At 46.5% G+C, this 18,291-nt stretch carries 15 protein-coding genes and 2 tRNA genes; 3 read left to right on the top strand and 14 right to left on the bottom strand.

Annotation, left to right across the window (positions count from 1 at the left end; translation table 11 throughout):
- Positions 1-497: 497 nt before the first annotated feature.
- The 9 genes from BUQ91_RS12195 to BUQ91_RS12235 form a co-directional block, all read right to left on the bottom strand.
- Positions 498-1,922: a glycosyl hydrolase family 5 gene (locus BUQ91_RS12195; RefSeq protein ID WP_254842349.1), complete on the bottom strand. Its 1,425-nt coding sequence runs from the start codon at positions 1,920-1,922 to the stop codon at positions 498-500.
- A gap of 210 nt (positions 1,923-2,132) precedes the next feature.
- Positions 2,133-3,863 carry an alpha-1,4-glucan--maltose-1-phosphate maltosyltransferase gene (locus BUQ91_RS12200; protein WP_074209490.1) on the bottom strand — a complete coding sequence of 577 codons (1,731 nt, stop codon included), beginning with the start codon at positions 3,861-3,863 and terminating at the stop codon, positions 2,133-2,135.
- 20 nt (positions 3,864-3,883) lie between these two features.
- The gene (locus tag BUQ91_RS12205; RefSeq protein WP_254842350.1) at positions 3,884-5,155 is read right to left on the bottom strand and encodes a carbohydrate binding domain-containing protein; all 1,272 of its coding nucleotides are present in this window, start codon (positions 5,153-5,155) and stop codon (positions 3,884-3,886) included.
- Positions 5,152-5,997, bottom strand: a complete 846-nt coding sequence (locus BUQ91_RS12210; RefSeq protein ID WP_072829116.1) for a TIGR02147 family protein — start codon at positions 5,995-5,997, stop codon at positions 5,152-5,154. The genes BUQ91_RS12205 and BUQ91_RS12210 overlap by 4 nt, the downstream gene beginning before the upstream one ends.
- A gap of 292 nt (positions 5,998-6,289) precedes the next feature.
- The gene (locus BUQ91_RS12215; RefSeq protein WP_074209492.1) at positions 6,290-6,868 is read right to left on the bottom strand and encodes a GNAT family N-acetyltransferase; all 579 of its coding nucleotides are present in this window, start codon (positions 6,866-6,868) and stop codon (positions 6,290-6,292) included.
- Positions 6,869-7,060: 192 nt separating this feature from the next.
- Positions 7,061-7,144: transfer RNA gene (locus BUQ91_RS12220), tRNA-Leu, on the bottom strand.
- Between the two features lie 290 nt (positions 7,145-7,434).
- Positions 7,435-8,238, bottom strand: coding sequence for an alpha/beta hydrolase (locus BUQ91_RS12225; RefSeq protein ID WP_254842351.1), 804 nt, complete (start codon positions 8,236-8,238; stop codon positions 7,435-7,437).
- Positions 8,235-8,855, bottom strand: a complete 621-nt coding sequence (locus BUQ91_RS12230; RefSeq protein ID WP_072829127.1) for a hypothetical protein — start codon at positions 8,853-8,855, stop codon at positions 8,235-8,237. The genes BUQ91_RS12225 and BUQ91_RS12230 overlap by 4 nt, the downstream gene beginning before the upstream one ends.
- A 9-nt stretch (positions 8,856-8,864) precedes the next feature.
- The gene (locus BUQ91_RS12235) at positions 8,865-9,611 is read right to left on the bottom strand and encodes a hypothetical protein (RefSeq protein ID WP_074209493.1); all 747 of its coding nucleotides are present in this window, start codon (positions 9,609-9,611) and stop codon (positions 8,865-8,867) included.
- Positions 9,612-9,687: 76 nt separating this feature from the next.
- Here BUQ91_RS12235 and BUQ91_RS12240 point away from each other — a divergent pair, with 76 nt between their 5' ends.
- Positions 9,688-11,088 (top strand): toxin-antitoxin system YwqK family antitoxin, encoded by a 1,401-nt coding sequence (locus BUQ91_RS12240; RefSeq protein WP_254842352.1) that lies wholly within the window; start codon positions 9,688-9,690, stop codon positions 11,086-11,088.
- A gap of 65 nt (positions 11,089-11,153) precedes the next feature.
- Here BUQ91_RS12240 and BUQ91_RS12245 read toward each other — a convergent pair whose 3' ends face one another.
- Entirely contained in the window at positions 11,154-11,612 is a 459-nt protein-coding gene (locus BUQ91_RS12245) for a hypothetical protein (RefSeq protein WP_072829141.1), read from the bottom strand.
- Between the two features lie 7 nt (positions 11,613-11,619).
- Positions 11,620-12,168 carry a prepilin-type N-terminal cleavage/methylation domain-containing protein gene (locus BUQ91_RS12250; protein WP_074209495.1) on the bottom strand — a complete coding sequence of 183 codons (549 nt, stop codon included), beginning with the start codon at positions 12,166-12,168 and terminating at the stop codon, positions 11,620-11,622.
- 218 nt (positions 12,169-12,386) lie between these two features.
- Here BUQ91_RS12250 and BUQ91_RS12255 point away from each other — a divergent pair.
- A tRNA-Leu gene (locus tag BUQ91_RS12255) sits at positions 12,387-12,469 on the top strand.
- A gap of 38 nt (positions 12,470-12,507) precedes the next feature.
- The gene (locus tag BUQ91_RS12260) at positions 12,508-12,933 is read left to right on the top strand and encodes a hypothetical protein (RefSeq protein ID WP_072829148.1); all 426 of its coding nucleotides are present in this window, start codon (positions 12,508-12,510) and stop codon (positions 12,931-12,933) included.
- A gap of 184 nt (positions 12,934-13,117) precedes the next feature.
- Here BUQ91_RS12260 and BUQ91_RS15965 read toward each other — a convergent pair whose 3' ends face one another.
- From BUQ91_RS15965 to BUQ91_RS12270, 3 genes are all read right to left on the bottom strand, one after another.
- A complete protein-coding gene (locus BUQ91_RS15965) occupies positions 13,118-13,249 on the bottom strand; it encodes a hypothetical protein (RefSeq protein ID WP_256382321.1) in 132 nt (43 codons plus the stop codon).
- A gap of 12 nt (positions 13,250-13,261) precedes the next feature.
- A complete protein-coding gene (locus BUQ91_RS12265; RefSeq protein ID WP_175566639.1) occupies positions 13,262-17,476 on the bottom strand; it encodes an InlB B-repeat-containing protein in 4,215 nt (1,404 codons plus the stop codon).
- A 295-nt stretch (positions 17,477-17,771) separates the two neighbouring features.
- Entirely contained in the window at positions 17,772-18,287 is a 516-nt protein-coding gene (locus BUQ91_RS12270; RefSeq protein WP_072829157.1) for a hypothetical protein, read from the bottom strand.
- Positions 18,288-18,291: the final 4 nt, after the last annotated feature.

An 18,291-nucleotide genomic window follows, 5' to 3' on the forward strand; every position in this document is an offset into this window, starting at 1 on the left:
CTCTTGATTAATTTGACTTCCAAGAAATTTTCTTGGGCCGTCACTAAGCACATCTCCGATTCCTTCAATCTTCCCGAAAGTCTCGCGGGCTTTCGCTTTTTCCTTCGTTCTCGGCTTTCGTTTCTTCGTTTCGGCCTCGTCTCTCAGGAACGGCGCCAATTATAGAATTTTACGATGACTTTGCAAGGGGTAAAAGTGAAAAAATTTCACTTTTTTTCACTTTTTTCGGAAAAAACGGGATGTGCGCCGCGGCACGACAGATTATTCACATTCTGTAAACAGAAATCTTTTGCGGGGGAAAGGAGGTGCCCGCTCGGTAGCGGGCATGACAGGCACAAGGATAGCTCATAGCAGCGCCCCCGCAACAAATGCGGGGATGACAAGTTCGACGACCGCCCCGTTTTACTCCAAAGCACCTGGCAATTTTCCAAAACACTACGGCGTTCCACAAAAAACTCCTCGCGGAGTGCGAGGAGTCTCAAATCTATTCGATTACTTTATTTAACATCGCAGCCGGCGCTCGGATTTTGCCAGCCGTTTTCCGGAGGAGCCTCGCCCGCCTTCCAGCAATGGAGCGTGTCGAGTACATCGCCTTCCTTGAAAGTGGACCAGTCAGTCACTTTCTTGAAGTTGTTTTCCAAAGAGGTGTTGTATCGAGTCATGTAATGATCGACCAAATACTGCGGGCATTCCACTTCTTCGATGTAGTAAGTCGGATTGTCCGCAGCCATGTACCAATCAGCAAACCAGTGACAACCACGCAAAAGATTCGGGAGGCCGGCGTTACCGAAAGCGGCATCGCACATATCCTTAACACACGTCTGGTAACAGTCCAAAGAGCCTTCGGTGCCGCAGTTAGTATTTTTCTGGCATTCCGTAAGGAACCCGCCAAAACCTGCGCCCCAGTTTACGTTTGCGCCATTCACCTGAGTAGAGAGAGCGTCAAAGGCGCCCACGCCACCACCCGGAACCATCAAGTCAAACTGACCTGCCGGAAGACTAGCATTGCCACCCGCCACATCGTGACCGATGTTGGAGGCCATCACCACCAAGTGTTTACCTTTAAGTGCCTTATGGGTCGCCTTGGGCGGGTTATTTTCGAACTCGTCCTTAAAGTGACCGTCGTACTGCAAATGATAGCACTTGCCGCACTTGCTGTCGCCGGTGCCAGCAACGTATGCATAGGCAAGAGTGTCGTTCACAGCAATCGGCGCCATGTCGGTGCAAGTGAACACGCCCTTTTCCTTTTCGTCGCCGCAAGCACTTCTAGTGCCTTCGTAACCGAACCAAGACTTCGTTACGTTGCCCAAGGTAAAGGTGGGAACTTCCACATCGTGAATATTGCAGTTACGCGCAGTGGCTAAGTCGGCAAGATACGCCTCGTTAGAAGACGTATCCGCACGAGTTTTATCGTTCGAACTTTCCTTAAGCCAGGAACAATGCGGCTTGCAGGCATCCCAATAACGAGTATTCCAGCCACGTTTCGCCGTAGCACTGATGTCCTTGGTGTATTCAGCCGAAGGCGGACCGTAAGATTCAAGAGTCGGGAAACCACTTGCATCGAGTTCCGGTTCCTTGCTACTAGAACTTTCTGCAGCAGATGAAACCGGATTTGCGCTAGATGTCGGATTGACAGAAGAGCTCGACTGAGACGGCACTCCATTGCTTGAACTGGTCGCCGAATTAGGCGGAACAATCACAGAAGAACTCGAGTTAGAGGCACTGGCCCCCGGAGCAACAGAAGAGCTTGATCCCAAATTGCTATTTCCATCTACACTAGAGCAGCTTCCAACAAACCAATCAGCACTCGATGAAGAAGCCGCAACAGACGGAGTAAGCGGAGATGGAGAATCGTCAGAGCAGGCATTAAACATTGCACAAGTGCCCGCAGCCAATATAGAACTCAATAAAATTTTTTTCATAATCATCCTTTAAATACCTCGTCTAAAATTAGATTTAATCATCCAAAAAAGACACAAAAAAAGTTTTTTAAAAGAGATTTAGACTGTGTAAGGCGATGCCGAGATCCTTCGACCTCGTTCAGAACAGGCTCAGTCCGGCATGACAATGCATAAAAAAGCGCCCAGGAGCGGGTGCTTCCGGGGCGTTTTCAATTGCAATTTTGCGATCGTTTAGATTTTCTTCACCACAAACATGTGGCCAGGGGCCTTTGCAGGATCCAGCTTCACGTAGTTCTTGTTTCCACGCCAGACATAGCTTTCATCCGTCACGACATCCTTCAAGAAGAAGAACGAATCGTTCTCAAGTCCAAGCTTTGCCATGTCGAGTTCCACGATACCTTCTTGCACATGATCCATATCCATGTTGCACACGCAAAGAATCACGTCATTGCCAGACTTCTTGGAATAAACCATCAGCTGGTCATTCTGTGCATAATGGAATTCAAGGTTATCGTATTCCTGCAAAGCAGCATGTTCCTGACGGGCAACGTTCAGACGACGAACAAAGTCTTGAATACCCGGGCCAGACCAGTTGTGTACTTTGTACTGATACTTTTCGCTATCGGCAAGTTCTTCCTTAATCGGGCTTGGAATGTTTTCGCAAAGTTCGTATCCGTTGTACATACCCGTGAGGCTCGAAAGCGTAGCAGCCAAGAAGTAGCGCTGTTTGAAGGCATTAGCACCTTTGTATGCAAGATACTTCGGGAAAATATCCGGCGTCGTCGGGAAGAAGATACCGCGCATGTATTCCTTAGCATTGGACTGCGTGAGTTCCTTCAGATACTGTTCGAATTCCCACTTGGCAGAGCGCCATGCGAAATACGTGTAGCTCATGTCAAAGCCAGACTTTGCCAAGCGATGCATCATCTTCGGGCGGGTGAACGCTTCAGCGAGGAACACAAGTTCCGGGCGTTTTTCCTTAACATCCGCAATCAACCATTCCCAGAACGGGAACGGCTTGGTATGCGGATTGTCGATACGGAAAATTTCAATTCCCTTGTCCGCCCAGAACAAAATAATGTTCTCGATTTCCTTCCAGAGTTCCTTGTAGTTCTCGTTGTAGTAGTCGAACGGATAGATGTCTTCGTACTTCTTGGGCGGGTTTTCTGCAAACTTGATGCTGCCATCCGGTTCGTGGTAGAACCATTCCGGGTGAGACTTCACATACGGATGGTCCGGGCTGCAGTTAAGTGCGATATCAAGTGCAAGGCGCAGTCCCTTGGCACGCGCGGCTTTTGCAAAATGCTCAAAGTCCTTCATGGTCCCAAGTTCCGGGTCCACGTCATAATGACCGCCGTTCTTGTTACCGACAGCGTACGGGCATCCCGGTTCCAGCGGATTGCCCTTCTTGTCAACCTTTGCATGCAGCGCGTTGTTTGCGCCCTTGCGGTTCGTAACACCAATCGGGTGAATCGGAACAAGATAAACCGTATCGAAACCAAGGCCCGCAATGTAGTCGAGTTGCTTTTCGCAATCTTTCCAAGTGGCAGACTTCTTCGGGTCCGTGCCCTGGCTCTTCGGCCACATTTCATACCACGTACCTACGCGACTGTACGTCGGGTCCACGCGGAGTTTCATCACCGGACTTTCTGTCGGAACATCCTTCGGTTCCTTGGTCCAAGCGCAAATCTTATATTCGTAATAGCCGATATTTCCGACCGTGAACGTACCTTCCCAAAGGTCGTTATCAACAAAGTGCATCGGAGCCTGTTCCCATTTTTTCTTGGAAACATGACGGTAAAAAATTGCAGCATCGTACTTTTCGTGACTGTGGCGGAAAATGTCGGCCTGCAAAGTCACGGTATCACCGGGTTCACGCTTAAGCATGAAACGACCGCCCTCGATGTTCGGGCGGATATTTTCAATAACGAGATTTTCTTTTAGAGTTGGAATAGTTGCCATAATGACTAGAATTTAGCAAACTACTTAATTCTAATCAACTGCACATCCTTGATCCAAATCGTTCTTTCGACCTTGCCCAGATTCAAATCTAGACGGGCATACGGATCTGTTTCCGCAGGCGAAAATTCGATTTCAAACGACTTGCCCGAAGTCGAAACCTTGACGTGTTCCTGGAACCCATTCGTTTCACCATTGTAAATGGAATTACCCAAGCGAGCCGTCATCTCGCCATCGACATTAGACCAAATGGTGAATATAAATTTGTACGTAGCACCAGCCACCACGGGAATGTTTTCGTGCAGCAGTTGCACGCTGTACGAGAAGTTTCCACCTTTAGTGACGTGCACACGCATGACGTTAGAGTTCTTTTCTTTTACGACAGAAGTATCGGCAACACCATTGAATTGCGTATGGAAAACCCAGTCATTGCCACCTTCTTTAAAGTCACCATTTGTAACAAAGTTCTTGTTCAAGGGCTCAACAATTTCCGCCCAGATATCATCTACAAAGCCGTCATATTCAGCACCATTAGCCGCCGTGTACTTGAAGCGCAGGCATTGGAAACTCGGCAAGAAACGATCATTCAGAGCATTCCAGAGTTTTTCATTTTCCGTCTTGCTAAAATGAATAATTCCATCCTCACCAATCTTTGCAGAATCAAAATCAAGACCATCAACAAAGCGGTGTACGCGGAAAGCAACAGACAAATTCACTGCAGAATCCTGAATATCAATTTGCGCCTGGTTATACAGCAATTCAAACAACTGGATGTTGTTCATCTCGTAGACAAACGGAATTTCCTTGCCACCCTGGCGGATTCGCCCGTAAATGGAATTGACACCACTCTTTTTGCCCACTTGGAAGCTGACTCCAATTTCTTTCAGAAGCCCGCCGTTCTTCAAATTGATATTGTAGAAAGCGTCCTTGACATAAGCTCCATCCGTAAACGAAATGGGGAGCACCGCAGCCGGGTCATCTTCGTACGGCCAAATTTGTTGCCCCTTATCCACATCGACAGACGTGCCCTTGTCATAGAAAGTACAATAAGACTTCACTTCACTCAAGGTCAAATCGAACGTATCGATAACGACCTTTTCATCTTCGGCAGCGACCTTGGAAAGCACCACCGGCTTCGCATCCGAATAGTCAATCGAGAACTCGGCGGTAAGCCCGATATTGCTGATTTCAGGATTCCCAATTTCAATACCGGCCGTAGTGTCGGATTCAGAACACCCAGCAAAACACAGTGCCATAAGCACAGAACCGATTATTGAAATCAAAGAACGCATCATACTCCTCGTGTTAGAGGGTACAGTTGAATGTTGATTTGCACAACTTCCTCTGCTTCACCCGCTTTAGCAGAGAAATCTAGTAGTTCTTTGCGCATTAATTGCAAATGTTTTTTCAAATTGGGGAAATCTTCGCGTTTTATGCTAAAAGTCAGGGCAGAAACGTCCCTTTGCGGGCCCGGAAGCGCCGAAAGCATGTCTGCCGAGAGTTTGAGCATCTGGAGATGGTACATCTTGACCATCATGTCCTGAACTTCGTCGTCTGTAGTAATCAACGGGTCGCGCTGGCGGAAACCATTGGCAGTCTTCACCAAAAGACCAACCTCCACCAGCAACTTGAGCGATTCGGTCACCTGGGCAGGCGTAATAAGGCCACCGAGGCGTTTAGAAATCCAGTCGGGAATCGGGCGAAAATCCTTGAGCGCCACCATTTCAAGAATTGCGGAGTGGTGCCATTCGCGGAAAATACGGAACTGCGCCTTGTCCATCTTGTGCAGCTTGGAACGCGGGCTCGCTTTCAGAAGTTGAGCGTAATAGACCTGCTTATCCGCATCCGTCTGAGCCTGGTTGAAGAAAACGAGACTTTCAAAATATGCGGCACGCTGGCCATCCAAGCCGAGGCCGTGGATGAGCTTTACCACCGTGTTCTTTGTAATGTTTCGCTTTCCGTCAATGGTGAGCTTGAGATGGGCATGGCTCGAAAGCCCGGCCTTCTCCGCGAAGAAACGGAGGCTAAACGCCGGAACCGTCTTCTTCTTGTACTCATAGTAGTCCCGCAAATACACACGGTAGTTCGTGTATTGCAGAACATCAGGTTCAACTATGTGATTTTCTCCTGTTTCCATATTCTAAAAAATAGAAGTGTTTCGAAGGAAAATCAAAGAATAAAAACTCATTCTCGTTTACTGAGGTAACCATGTTTGACGGGAATACAGTAAACGTCATTGCGAGGAGCGCAGCGACGCGGCAATCCAAAGCTTTTTATCAAAAAAGGGGGAAGAGTCCCCCTGATTTCAGCCTTGCCCTTGTGTCACCCTGAGCGAAGTGCAAAGCACGAAGTCGAACGGGTCTAGGGCAAGTCTTCCATCACCCCTTCGCCTAAGGGCTCCCGCCCCTAAAACCCCGAACGCAAACGCTTTAGCAGAAATCTTTCGCAAGAAGCGAAAAACGCAAATGATCCTCGAAATGCCCGTGGATTCGTTCGTATTCGCGGCAGAGACCTTCCTCTTGAAAACCCGCTCGGCGGGCAACCGCAGCACTCTTCAGATTACGGACCGAAGATGTCAGTTCGAGACGATTCAGCCCCATCGCAAAAGCTTCACTCGATGCCAAAATCAGCGCCTCGGTCGCGAGGCCACGTCCGCAAAATTTTTGGCCGAGCCAGTAACTTACAGTGGCCGAGCGATTTTTCCACTGCACCCAGCCAAGCATGATGCAACCCGTGATTTTCTTCGAAACCTTTTCGAAAATGCCCCAGCAGGCGCCATTTGCCATCTGCGCTTGCATGTTCCAAGACTCAATCCTTGCACAAACATCCTCGGGCAAAGAGCATTCCTCCGGCCACGGCAAGTGCTCCGACAAGAACTCGCGAGATTCGTCAATAAGTTCGAACAGCGGCTGCACGTCTGCTTCGCCAAGCGGTCGCAACACAACACGTTCGCCTTCAACTTCTTGCAACGAAAATTCGTAAGGTTCGTCGTCTAAAAAATCGCTCATTATGACCTTTTGCAAAAAACAATCATCCCTAAGAGTACATAATTACAACGTCATTCCGAGCCATTCATGGCGAAGAATCCAGTTATATCGAGAAATTATGGATGGGGTTCCGTGTATGGCGACCCCGCAACGGAGTGCGGGGTGACAGCAGAAAAAACGAAAAACCCGATAGCGAACTACCGGGTTTTTCAGTGCGGATGAAAGGACTTGAACCTTCATGCCCTCGCGAGCACTAGAACCTGAATCTAGCGTGTCTACCAATTCCACCACATCCGCGTGGTGCACCAAATTTTGAAAAAAAACACCCTTTTGTCAAGGGGAGATGTTTATAAATAAGGCTATTTATAGAAGGCCGTTAAAGAGAAATGCACAAAGAACGTCATGCGGGCGGGGCCCCAGCTCGGAGTTGCGAAGGCCGCACGGGCCCCTCCCTGCACCCTCCCCATCCTTGGCCGACGCTCTATTCTCACACCGTTAAATTTCATTCCCTTTACTAAACAAGAAACTCGCTTTACACAAAAAAGCGATTGCATTTTCACAATTTTAAAGTGGCGGAAATTTGGCGGTTATTTGCGGATGGCTTCGCGGATCCAATCCATGCGCTTGTCTTTCCAATACGACCAGTCATGCTCGCCCTCCTGGTCGAACCGGAGTTCGCAGTCCACCTGGACTGCCTTGCAGAATTCTTCTATCCACGAAACCGATTCATTCGACGGATAAAGCCTATCCTTACCGCCCTGCAAAAAGCGGAAGCGTCCCGAATTCATCCGATGTTCGTTTACGCGAGCAACAGCCGAAGCCTCCCCCAGCATCTTGCCGAACGAACTCATCAGCAGACGATTTTCCACACGGCGCTTTCCCTGTATGGAATAGAAAAGCACGCCTAAAGCACCGTCCGAAACACCCACCAGCGAAACGCTCTCCACCGGCGCTTTTCTGCGGGCAGCAATAGAATCGAGTGCAGCATCCACCACATCAATCATGCTCTGCGTGACCCAATGTTTTTCACGACAGGCAGACACGCTTACCACAATTTTTTCCGGATATAGATTTGCAAAATCATTACCGGCCACAAGGCCTTTCTCACAATTCGAGCTTCCCATGCCACCATGGAACCATACAACCACAGACGACTTAGCCGCATTCGCGCGTTTTTTCACTTGCGAAGCATTTTTGTGGGCAGTCTTCGATTTCGCTTTAACAGCATTCGGCCACCAGATTCCCGTTGGACTTTGAACGCCCGATGCACCCACCGGAACCAAAAGAGTATCCGGCGCATTAAAGGCAAGTGCATTAGGTGCAGCAAAAGCCTGCGCACCAACAAGCATCAACGTGAACAACACCGGAAGAGCTAAACTTAAATGCATCATTCCACGTCGCTAGACTGTTCCTGTTCCACAACTTGGCGCGGCTTGTACACAATTCCAACGACAACGAGCACAAGGCCAAACATAAACATCAAACCGACAAGTCCAACACCCATAAAGCACCAATAAAAATGATAGCCGTCCATCAAGAATTCCCAGCTAAGTTCTCCTTCAGTCGATATCATGGACTTGACGATATACTTGTCACCCACTTTTACAGCACGGACTTCCATAGGAACATCGCTTGCGTTCATCGCAGAGAAATCATACCACTCCGCCATCTCGTCCAAGATTTCATCGTTTACATAAAGAACGAACGTGCACTTCGTATCGCCGTTAAGCTGGAAAAAGATTTTATCGAAAAACGGGATATTCGAGCCACCGAACAAGCTCGGCACCGCCGCATAGCTCACCTTACCATAAAAGACATGCTCTGCAAGGAATCCCAGTTCTTCGGACATTCCGTATTCATACGAGCCGTCCGTCATTTCATAAGCAGAAAATTCTTTTGTAATTGTTCTTGCAAGCGGGTAAATGTACCAAGAAATCCAACTAGCCAGAAAAATAAACAACAACCCAAAATTAATAAAGGCTACTTTACGGACACGGAAAAAAGACATTTCAATTCCTTACTGTTTAGACTTGAATATGAAGAAGAAAGTTGCAAGCAAAAGGACTAGCGACAAGAAGTAGAACGCAAGCGGAATCTTTCCCGAAAGCGAAATTTCTTTCACGTTTTCCATTTGAAAAAAGTGGAGCAATTCGTCACTTGCACTGAGCGTTTTTTCGTTATCGAACTGGTTCCAGGCACTATACAAATCGATATTTTTTTGGAGCAGCAATTCTACGCGCCTATTTATCGACGCAGGCAATTCCAACTGGCCTTCGGGCAACACGGCATACCCCGCCCTCGCAGAGTCAAGTTTACGCATAAGCGGCAAATCAACGCCCGCCGAATTCATTTCTATCAGGCGGTAAACTTTTTCTAGTTCATCGAACCAGGCAGAACGTTCCGAAAGGTAACGCTGCAGGCAAGAAACTTTCGCAAGCACACTCGACTTAAAATTGTCAACCGATGCCTTTGACGGAGCAGAAAAACCATTCTGTTCAAGTTTCCGGATTCCGCCCTCGAACGAGAGAGCCACCTCGCGAAGCGTCATTATCTGCGCAAGGACCACCGCAGAATCGACCCCGTAACCGCTCCGGACATGTTCCATCGAGCGCATCAGGCTTGCATCGGCAAACTGGTAATCGCAAAGCGACTTCACGTATTGGGAATAAACGGCAACCTGCGGTTTCTGCGAAACGTAAAACAACGCCGTAAGGCAAATCGTAAGAACAACGACAAGCCAAATCCAGGGTGTTTGGATTTTCATGTGCAAAGTTTCTGCAATTATTTTTTTTGTTTGCTCGTTCACATCTAGAAATTACTTTTTTTCTACTTTACGAACAATGAAGTTCCATCAATTCATCGCTTTTTCTGCACTTTTATGCTATTTCGCCGGCTGTACAGTCGAGCGGGCTGAAGAACAAATACTCGCAAGACACGTAAACGGTGTCAAAAAGACCTCCATTTGGGTTTACCCGGACGGAACAGTCCTTAAACGCAACGAATGGTACAACGACGGCATCAAGGAATTCGAAATTCCGTACAAGGATGGCGTACCGCACGGCGAATTCAAGCGCTGGACGGGTTTTGGCGATATTGCCATGACCGGCAACTACAACAAAGGGCAGCAAGACGGCAAGTGGACCGTTTACTACCAGAACAAGAAAGTCGAAGCAGTCCAGTATTACAAGGATGACCACCCTGTTGGTGACTGGGAAGGCTATCACCACAATGGTGTAAAGGCTTTTGAAGAACATTACGACGACAAAGGCAACCCCACTGGAGTATGGAAAAAGTGGCACGACAACGGAATCCTCGCCGAAGAAAACAGCAACTGTTACGATGCGAAGAGAAACTTTATTCATGACGGGGAAAACGAACCGAATCCGGGATACATCAAACGCTATGGTCGTGACTGCAGAATTGTGGAATACTACGAATGCGAAGGCGAAGAGAAATCAGGCATTTACAAGCGGTATTACGAATCGTATGGAGAACCCGATTCCACTGGCGAAAGTTGCAACAAAGCCCAAATCAAGGAAGAAGGATTCGCAGACAGCGACATCCTTTTCGACCCGCACACAACCTACAGGGCAGACGGTTCCCTCATCAAAAAAATCAAGTCGGATTATTTCAAGGGGCGTGAAAAAATACAGTGGTTCGACGAAAACAACAACGTTGTACGGGAAAGCAATTTTATTACGGAAGAAACAGACGGACCTGTAGAAAGCTCCGGCATTTCCTACGGAACTTGTGCCAACTCTTCCACGCTGTTCTGCGCCGAGACTTCGTTTGTCCGTTCTTCTTGGCCCAGCGGGACACTCGACACTTGCACCTTAAGCTACAAGGATGCGTTCAAACAAAGCATCGGCAAGTTTCCGGTATCGTTACGCTACATCAAGGCAGGACACGTTCTTTTATACGAAGAATTCTGGGCGTACGACGATCCACCGACAAGCTATGGAGATCCAGCTCTTCGCATAAGCCGCAGTTTCTACCCAGACAGCATGGGTGGCAAAATGGCAAGCGAAGGTTTTTGGCAAAGATCTCCTGACGGCAAATCCAAACGCCACGGCATCTGGCGCAACTGGTACCCGAGCGGAATTCTTCGTGACAGCCTTACCTACGTAAACGGGGAACGCGTGGGCGAGCAGTTCAGCTACGACAGCACGGGAAAACTCACAATACATAAAACAGAGAACGGCAAAAACCGCCCTGTCATCATGCATTTGCTAGGAAATTAGAAACTTAAATAGATTGCCGCGCTTCGTTCGCAATGACGTTTTTCTAAGATCTAAGTTTTAAATTCTCATCTTATAACGCTCGAGACTTCTATAGACTGTGTCGAGCCTTTGAAATTCCAGGAGACTTTGACTTTCACCTGTTTTGCATAAACATGTGACGTTGTTTCGAACGGAGACACATTTTGCGATGCGTTATTTGACGTTGCCGAAACAGTCACTTGCGAGGAATACGTCACTGTAGCAGAATCGCGAAGGCCTCGGGCCCACTTGCGGTCAATGGTATGGACATCAAAAGTCGTATCGTCCAGCGCTTTCGACGGGATAGATTCCATGCCTACAGATTTTAAAGAATCCAAAACTTGCTGAGCAACTTCAACAGCGCCATCGCGGCCGCGAATACGCAACAAAACATCGCGGTTTCCACCGCGAAAGTCCTGTATTGCCATATACAATCCAACGACCGCAACAGCGACCAGGATTGCAGCAATACCGAAGCTTTTCTTATGTTTGAAGAGTTTCGCCATAGTCAACCTACAATTTCATCCAAACGCCACCCGTTCTCCACCAAGGAACGATCACATTGTTGTTTTTTTCTTTTTGGGCACGAGCAAAAACCAAATCATCCCCATACTGCATGCACAAATAGCCTTCCGTGGGAGCCGCCGAAATGCCCATACGCGGTACAAACATCGCGCCATCACCCCAATTGGTTCCAAATTCATCCAAGTCTATAGCATCATTGTCACAGCCAAATCTTGCAGGCGATTCGAGATTATACACATCGTACAATGCAGGTGGACGATCGACATTACAAGAGCCATCAATAGGTTCAAAAACTTGAAGTTCCTGTTCAGTACTGTTAGACACTTTCACGCAAAGGCGCTTTGACATACGGCTAGACTCGTTAGCAACACGTTCCAAGAACGCCGTCACATTCACGGCGTTATCCTTCATACGGCTATTAATCACGGCACCTCTCAAGCCCGCAACTCCCATTGTAGTCAAAATACCCATTATTGCCACAACGACAACAACTTCTACTAGGGTAAAGCCGCTCTTTTTAGAACTGTGATTCAACATACAAAAATCTCCACGGTGGACCGCTCAAAAAGTTAACAATAAAAGTATTCTTTTTTTCGCCTTGGTCCAATTTATAATATACATTAACGCACCCACAAAAGTAAACATTTGTAAACAGAAAATATTTTTTTCCGTAAAAATGTGATAAAATCCATGTTAATTTGTGTAATCATGTAAATAAACCTACTCAAATTTGCTATATTCTGCACGCACAACCTGCCCAGGTGGTGGAATGGTAGACACTGGGGACTTAAAATCCCTTGGGGGCAACTCCGTGCGGGTTCAAGTCCCGCCCCGGGCATTGTTTTTGTGCTTCACTTCGCAGAAGGGAGGTAGATCATGATTGAATTCTATCCAAACAGCATATATTATCCGCGCGAAGCGGTCGATGAAAAGCTTGCCAAAGGCGAGCTCGAAAAGACCAAAAAGTACTTGATCGGCTGGACTGAACGCCACCGCGACGAAATTTGGGAATGTGCCCGCGAAGATGCCGAACAGCCTTCTGACGAAATCCTCCTCGACAACCTCCGTGCCCTCCTTCTTTGCAAGGGTTCCCTGCAACCGGCCGCCGAAATGGGCGCCATGATTCGCGAAATCACGAAGGAAGTCTGGTACCAGAACGAAAACGGTCCGAAAGACCCGGACATGATCGCTGTGGACTGGCAGACGAAGTACTTGACCAAGTGGCGCGAAGCCCGCATGTTCGAAGCATTCGTGCTTATCGAAAAGAACGCAAAGCAGCTCGTCGATATTCTCAGAGCGTAATAACAATACGGGCCATGGGCGTACCCGCCTACGGCTCACTTTGAGTTACAAGCATTTTCGCCCCGGACTAAAGTCTGGGGTATTTTTTGTTCCCAAAAGGCGCGAATAGCGACAAAAAAGGCGGTCGCAACATGCGATACCGCCTCGTAAATGGATAGAAAGACTTATTACAATTCTAGATTATTTAGTCATCCAAAATGATAATTTTCATTCTGTCCGGGTAGCTGGAATCAAGGAGTGCTCCCTGCACACGGATGGGAAACACCTTCATTTCAGGCCGTTTATATTTTCTCTTTTTCAATTCTAATTTCGTCATTTTTCAACTGCTTTATTTTACAAACTTCTTTCCGTAGTAAGCTCCACGAGCCTTCTTTCCGTTGCCCACGATACGGCCCTTAAGGTCGTAAGTATGCGGCATAAAGTTCACACGGTACGGAGTCGTGCGGACATTGTGCTGCCCGATAACGGTCGTATGCTCTTCTTCGGTTTCTTCATCGTCGATAATCACGATGCGCATAGACGCCGGGAGTTCGTCAATAGAGCTTGTCGTAGCCGTCTTGGCGATGGCACCATTAGCACGGACAGCCGAAGCGGAAGATTTTTTGACAAGGTAAGCACGCATCGGATTAACCCATGCACCTGCAGCCGCCTTGACGAAATCACCTACTTCTACACCGGTTTTTTTGTCTGCGTTGCCGGCAAATCCGTAAATGCTACCCAGTTCAGGATTGCCTTCTTCCCATTTCTTATAAGTCAAGCTTCCGCGGAATTCCCATTCCGAAGACTTGTTCGTACCATTGTCAACTGCATCCCTCGTGACTTCGAGCGTCACAGAGCCTTTGATATCGAACTTATCGCCATCCATCAAAACGATATACGGCGTGTAAGCGTTCAATGTCACATGTTCAGACGATGTGTTTTCCCAGACGACATGCATGCCGACAGCCTTTTGACCGTCTTCCACCACGATTTTGCTGAATGCAAGGACTTGCTTTAGACCCTTGATTTGGCTCGTGCTTACGCTGAACGGCAAGACGATGGTAGAACGAGATTCTTTCGTAAAGCTACGTTCGAACTTAACCGAATCGACCGTAATTTCTTCGTCAATATTCACAGTTCCGTCTTCACCATAATTAGCATCGATGGCTGCAATCGAATGTCCATCCTCATCCTTGAAAATTCCGACTGAGGCGAAATCTGCAGTCCTTTCGAGGATAGCAAAGTGCTTTTCAATATCACCCCTATAATTACCCATGCCGGTGATTTTCACATAAGGCGCGGTCGAAGATTTTTCCACATTTTCAAAACATTCCACGGTGTAGTCCGTCTTGACTTTAAGCGTCTTTTTGCCATCCTTCACGACAACATCGGGGCAAACAGGATTACCCGTGTAAGCCTGAACCGCAATGTCATCGACAACGATATCCTCACTGGTAATCCACTTTAGAGGGGTAAGCATCTTGCCACTGAGTGAAGATCCATAAAAATTAATGGGTACAGGCTCATCATAAATATTGCCATCTTCATCCTTAAAAGCTTTACCTTTGGCAATATCAATGGCCATGGAGGGGCTAGAAGCTGCTATACGGAGTTCCTCTGCGGTAATATGATCATCGGTGGAATTCCAACCTAAAGTGACTGACCATCCTTCCATTAGTGATGCATCTACGGAGCCTCCATTTACCACTAAACCATAAGCATAGATTCGACCTACGTTTATATTACCGCCATTGATTGTAGCCCCATCACCATCTGCTACAATTTCATCAAAAGTGAAATTACCACCATAGATGCACAAATTCTCAGAAATCCCAAGTTTTTTTGCATTGAACGAACCCGTGCCACGCGATTGCGTATGAATATAGAGAGCATCGAAATACATGTTTTGCGCTTCAACATTGAGTTTGGCGCCGTCAGCAAGGATAAGGTGAACATCATCACTGAATGAGAGAGTCTTTAAAGCTTCACTTGAGAAGGTCACTTCGCCTTGCACAACATACCATCCACCGGTAAATCTTAAATAATGATTTTCATCAGGTTCACCGATATCGCTTGTAAGCAAGAAATATTCAGTCACTTTCTGCGTCTTGCCATCTTCATCGACATATTCAACAGGCTTCATATCGTCCCATATTGCATAGGCAGTTGTATGGCCAGAAATAGGAGCGGACCAGTCAAATACCTTGGTGCCTTCTTTCGTAGCAGCCCATCCGACGAATGTTGTACCTACACGGGTCGGATCTTCGGGCTTTGTAACGTGCGCTTCGCCATTTTCGTCAAAGGAAGCAATAGTCTCCTTAGGCTGGATGCCATCCTGGTTATCAATGTACACGATATAGCATGGCACTATAGGTTTATCCTTAAAGGCGTTGTTATATTCATAACGATGACAAATTTTGCCATTTTCTTCCTTAAAGGTCTTGCCATTTGCAATAGAAAAAGAATTCGCAGAACCTAAGGTATAACGGTCTTTTGCACTGCGCCAATCCAAGATAACATCATAAACCTTGAGTGTATATTCAGGTTCTTCTGCATCGGTATTAGAGGAAATATTCACGATACCGCTGTTAATATAAATTCTTCCGGGATAATATTCGGTTTTTACAGCAGGGCGACCAGCTGCATGGCCATTTCTTACGGTTACGATTCCACCGTTAAAGGTCACTTTTTGATGGGCGAGAATTGTACTGTTTGTTTCTGACGAATCATAGGCCGTTAGCTTACCCGTGCCAAGCGTCTGAGCATAAAACGTCAAGTTCCCTGAAGATTGGATTACGGTCTTATCATATGCAATGGCTTTCAGTTCTGCGCCATCCGCAAGGATGATATGCGCATCCCCATTGAACGAGAGCGTGTAATCCTCAACATAAACGTCTACGCTATCGTAGAAAGTATTATGCACCACATACCAAGCGCCCGGGAGGTTGACGACGCCTTCTTCTTCGTTGGCTTTGATAAGGTCGCTTGTGAGCACGGTATAACTATTTAGAGATTGAGATTGACCATTTTCGTCAATATATTCAAGCCTGTCTTTGTTCCATTGGGCAAAGAGGGTCATATTTTCAGTGACAGGGATATTGAAAAAATATCCCCTTGTGCCATCTTCAGTGGTGGACCAGCGATAAAACTTGGATCCGTTGCGGGTTGGAGCCGGCGGCTCAGCAATGTTGGCATAGCCTTGTTCGTTGAAGGTCGCTGCAGCAACCACAGGTTCCGTGCCGTTCAGCGCTTGGAATGTAACCGCATAGCACGGCTTAAGTGTCTTGCCGTTAAGCGAGCTTAAATATTCATCTTTTTCCCATAGCGCATCATATACGGTTTCCGTCGAATAGACTTTACCGGTATAGGCTTTGCCGTCTTCATCTCCAAAGGCTTTGCCTTCGGCTATTTGAACAAAACTCCCCGGTTGATGACCACCAGCCACGATAAACATTCCAACTTTGATGGAATCAGTTTTTTTACGCCAATCCAAAGTGATTGAACCAGACTCAACTCTACCAACATTGTAAGAACCACCGTTAAATATAACACGACCTTTACTAGCAAACAATTGACCACCTACTTTCACGGAAATTCCGTTTATAATAAGATCTTTATTCCTTCCTGCACCTATATCACCTTGTACGTATTCATAGCTACCCTTCTGACTATAAACATTCAATTTTCCAGAGCCATTCTTCTGACCATAAATATTCAAGTTTCCTTGGCTTTTTATACCGAAGAGAATATCCTTTTCATACTCCACAACGTTAAATTCGGCATTATCCGCAATGATAAGGTTAACATCCTCGTCCCCAAAGTCAATTTGGCCCTCAAAAGTTACACGATCGCTCACTACATACCAGCCACCCGGCAATTTCGTTGACTCCTTAATGTTCGGTAAAAGTGTATCGAGGATGACATAATCCTCAACACTTCGCTCGACTCCGTTTTCGTCCATGTAGAAGAAAGGAGTCTTTGCGGGCACAAGTGTTTTGTCTAGGATGCTATAAATATTGTCAACAGATAATTGGCCGCTGTAAAATTTGCCGTTTTCATCCTTGACGTATAAATCATTCTTTATGGTGAAGGTGTTTGCATGAATTACATTGCGCACTCTAAAAGAATCTGTGGGATTTTTCCAACCAAGCGTAATCGATGTTGCGTCAAGTTCTTCTACATCGACATTACCACCATGAAATTCAAAATTTTGAACATCTATGCGTACATTATCTTTATGACTATCGTTTTTAGGATTATTATAATCCGTTGTGACGTGACCGCCATAAATAGCTATAGAGACATTAGATGCTGTAGTAGGGTCAATACCATTTTTGACATTTAATACACCCGTACCTAAAATGGGTTTATAGTAGCTAGTTGATCCTACGAAAATGGATATAGAAGGAACATCTGAAAGTCCTAAATCTTTTTTATAATATAATTTGTTGCAGTTTAAATAAGCTCCATCCATTAAAATAATCTTGATACTACCCTCGAACCCGATATTCTTATCACCCAGATCTACGGTGTCATATACCACATAAATACCGTTATTCTGCATAAGCGTCATATGGTCAATGTCTTTTGAGAGATAATTAAAAAGAGATACGGGCTCCCTTTCTCCGTTTTCGTCAATATAAAAGATATATCCCCACGAGGTTGCCGCCATAAGCAGGGTAAAGATGAGCACAAGCCCCAAACGGAGCGAACGGAATGGATGTAATAGATAACTGGTCATAGTATTTTGTACCGTTTTTGTTGAATAAATTTTTACAAAGTACAATGCTAAAAAAATTACGGAACCAGTCCAATAGCCCAAACGGGTTATATTTTCGTAATACTTTTATAAGAAAGCATTAGTTTGCGTGGAAACGGATAGGAATCCAGATTTCGAGTTTGCCCTGCTTACTCGGCGGAAGGCGCCAGAAATACTCGACATGCTTTAGGAGCTTCACTTTAAACACATCGTTATCGGAACTCGTAAACATGATTTGCGGATCCATAAAGCGTCCAAGGCTATCGAGCGTGAGGTGCAACCCGAGGAATACATCATCATCGGATTTGATGAACCTTCCACCTTTGCGAGCCACACGTATTTTCTTGAAATATTCCGAAGATAGGTAATGCAGGCCAGCAGCACGCCCTTCCAAGAACAAGGCAAGTTTGTTCAAGTCACGCCCTGCCGAATTTTCTATCACATAAATTTCGTCAATAGAAGGCATTTCAACGCGCCCCACAAACGCATCTTCGACGACTTCCTCTTCTTCTTCGGCATCTACGATAGGTTCGTACTGAGGGATGCTGTAAACAAAATACAGCACTGCAACAAAGACGAGCAAAAAGGCAAGCAACGGAGCGTTACGTTTCAGCATATTC

It is taken from the genome of Fibrobacter sp. UWB11, from assembly GCF_900143015.1.
Classification (GTDB): Bacteria; Fibrobacterota; Fibrobacteria; order Fibrobacterales; family Fibrobacteraceae; genus Fibrobacter.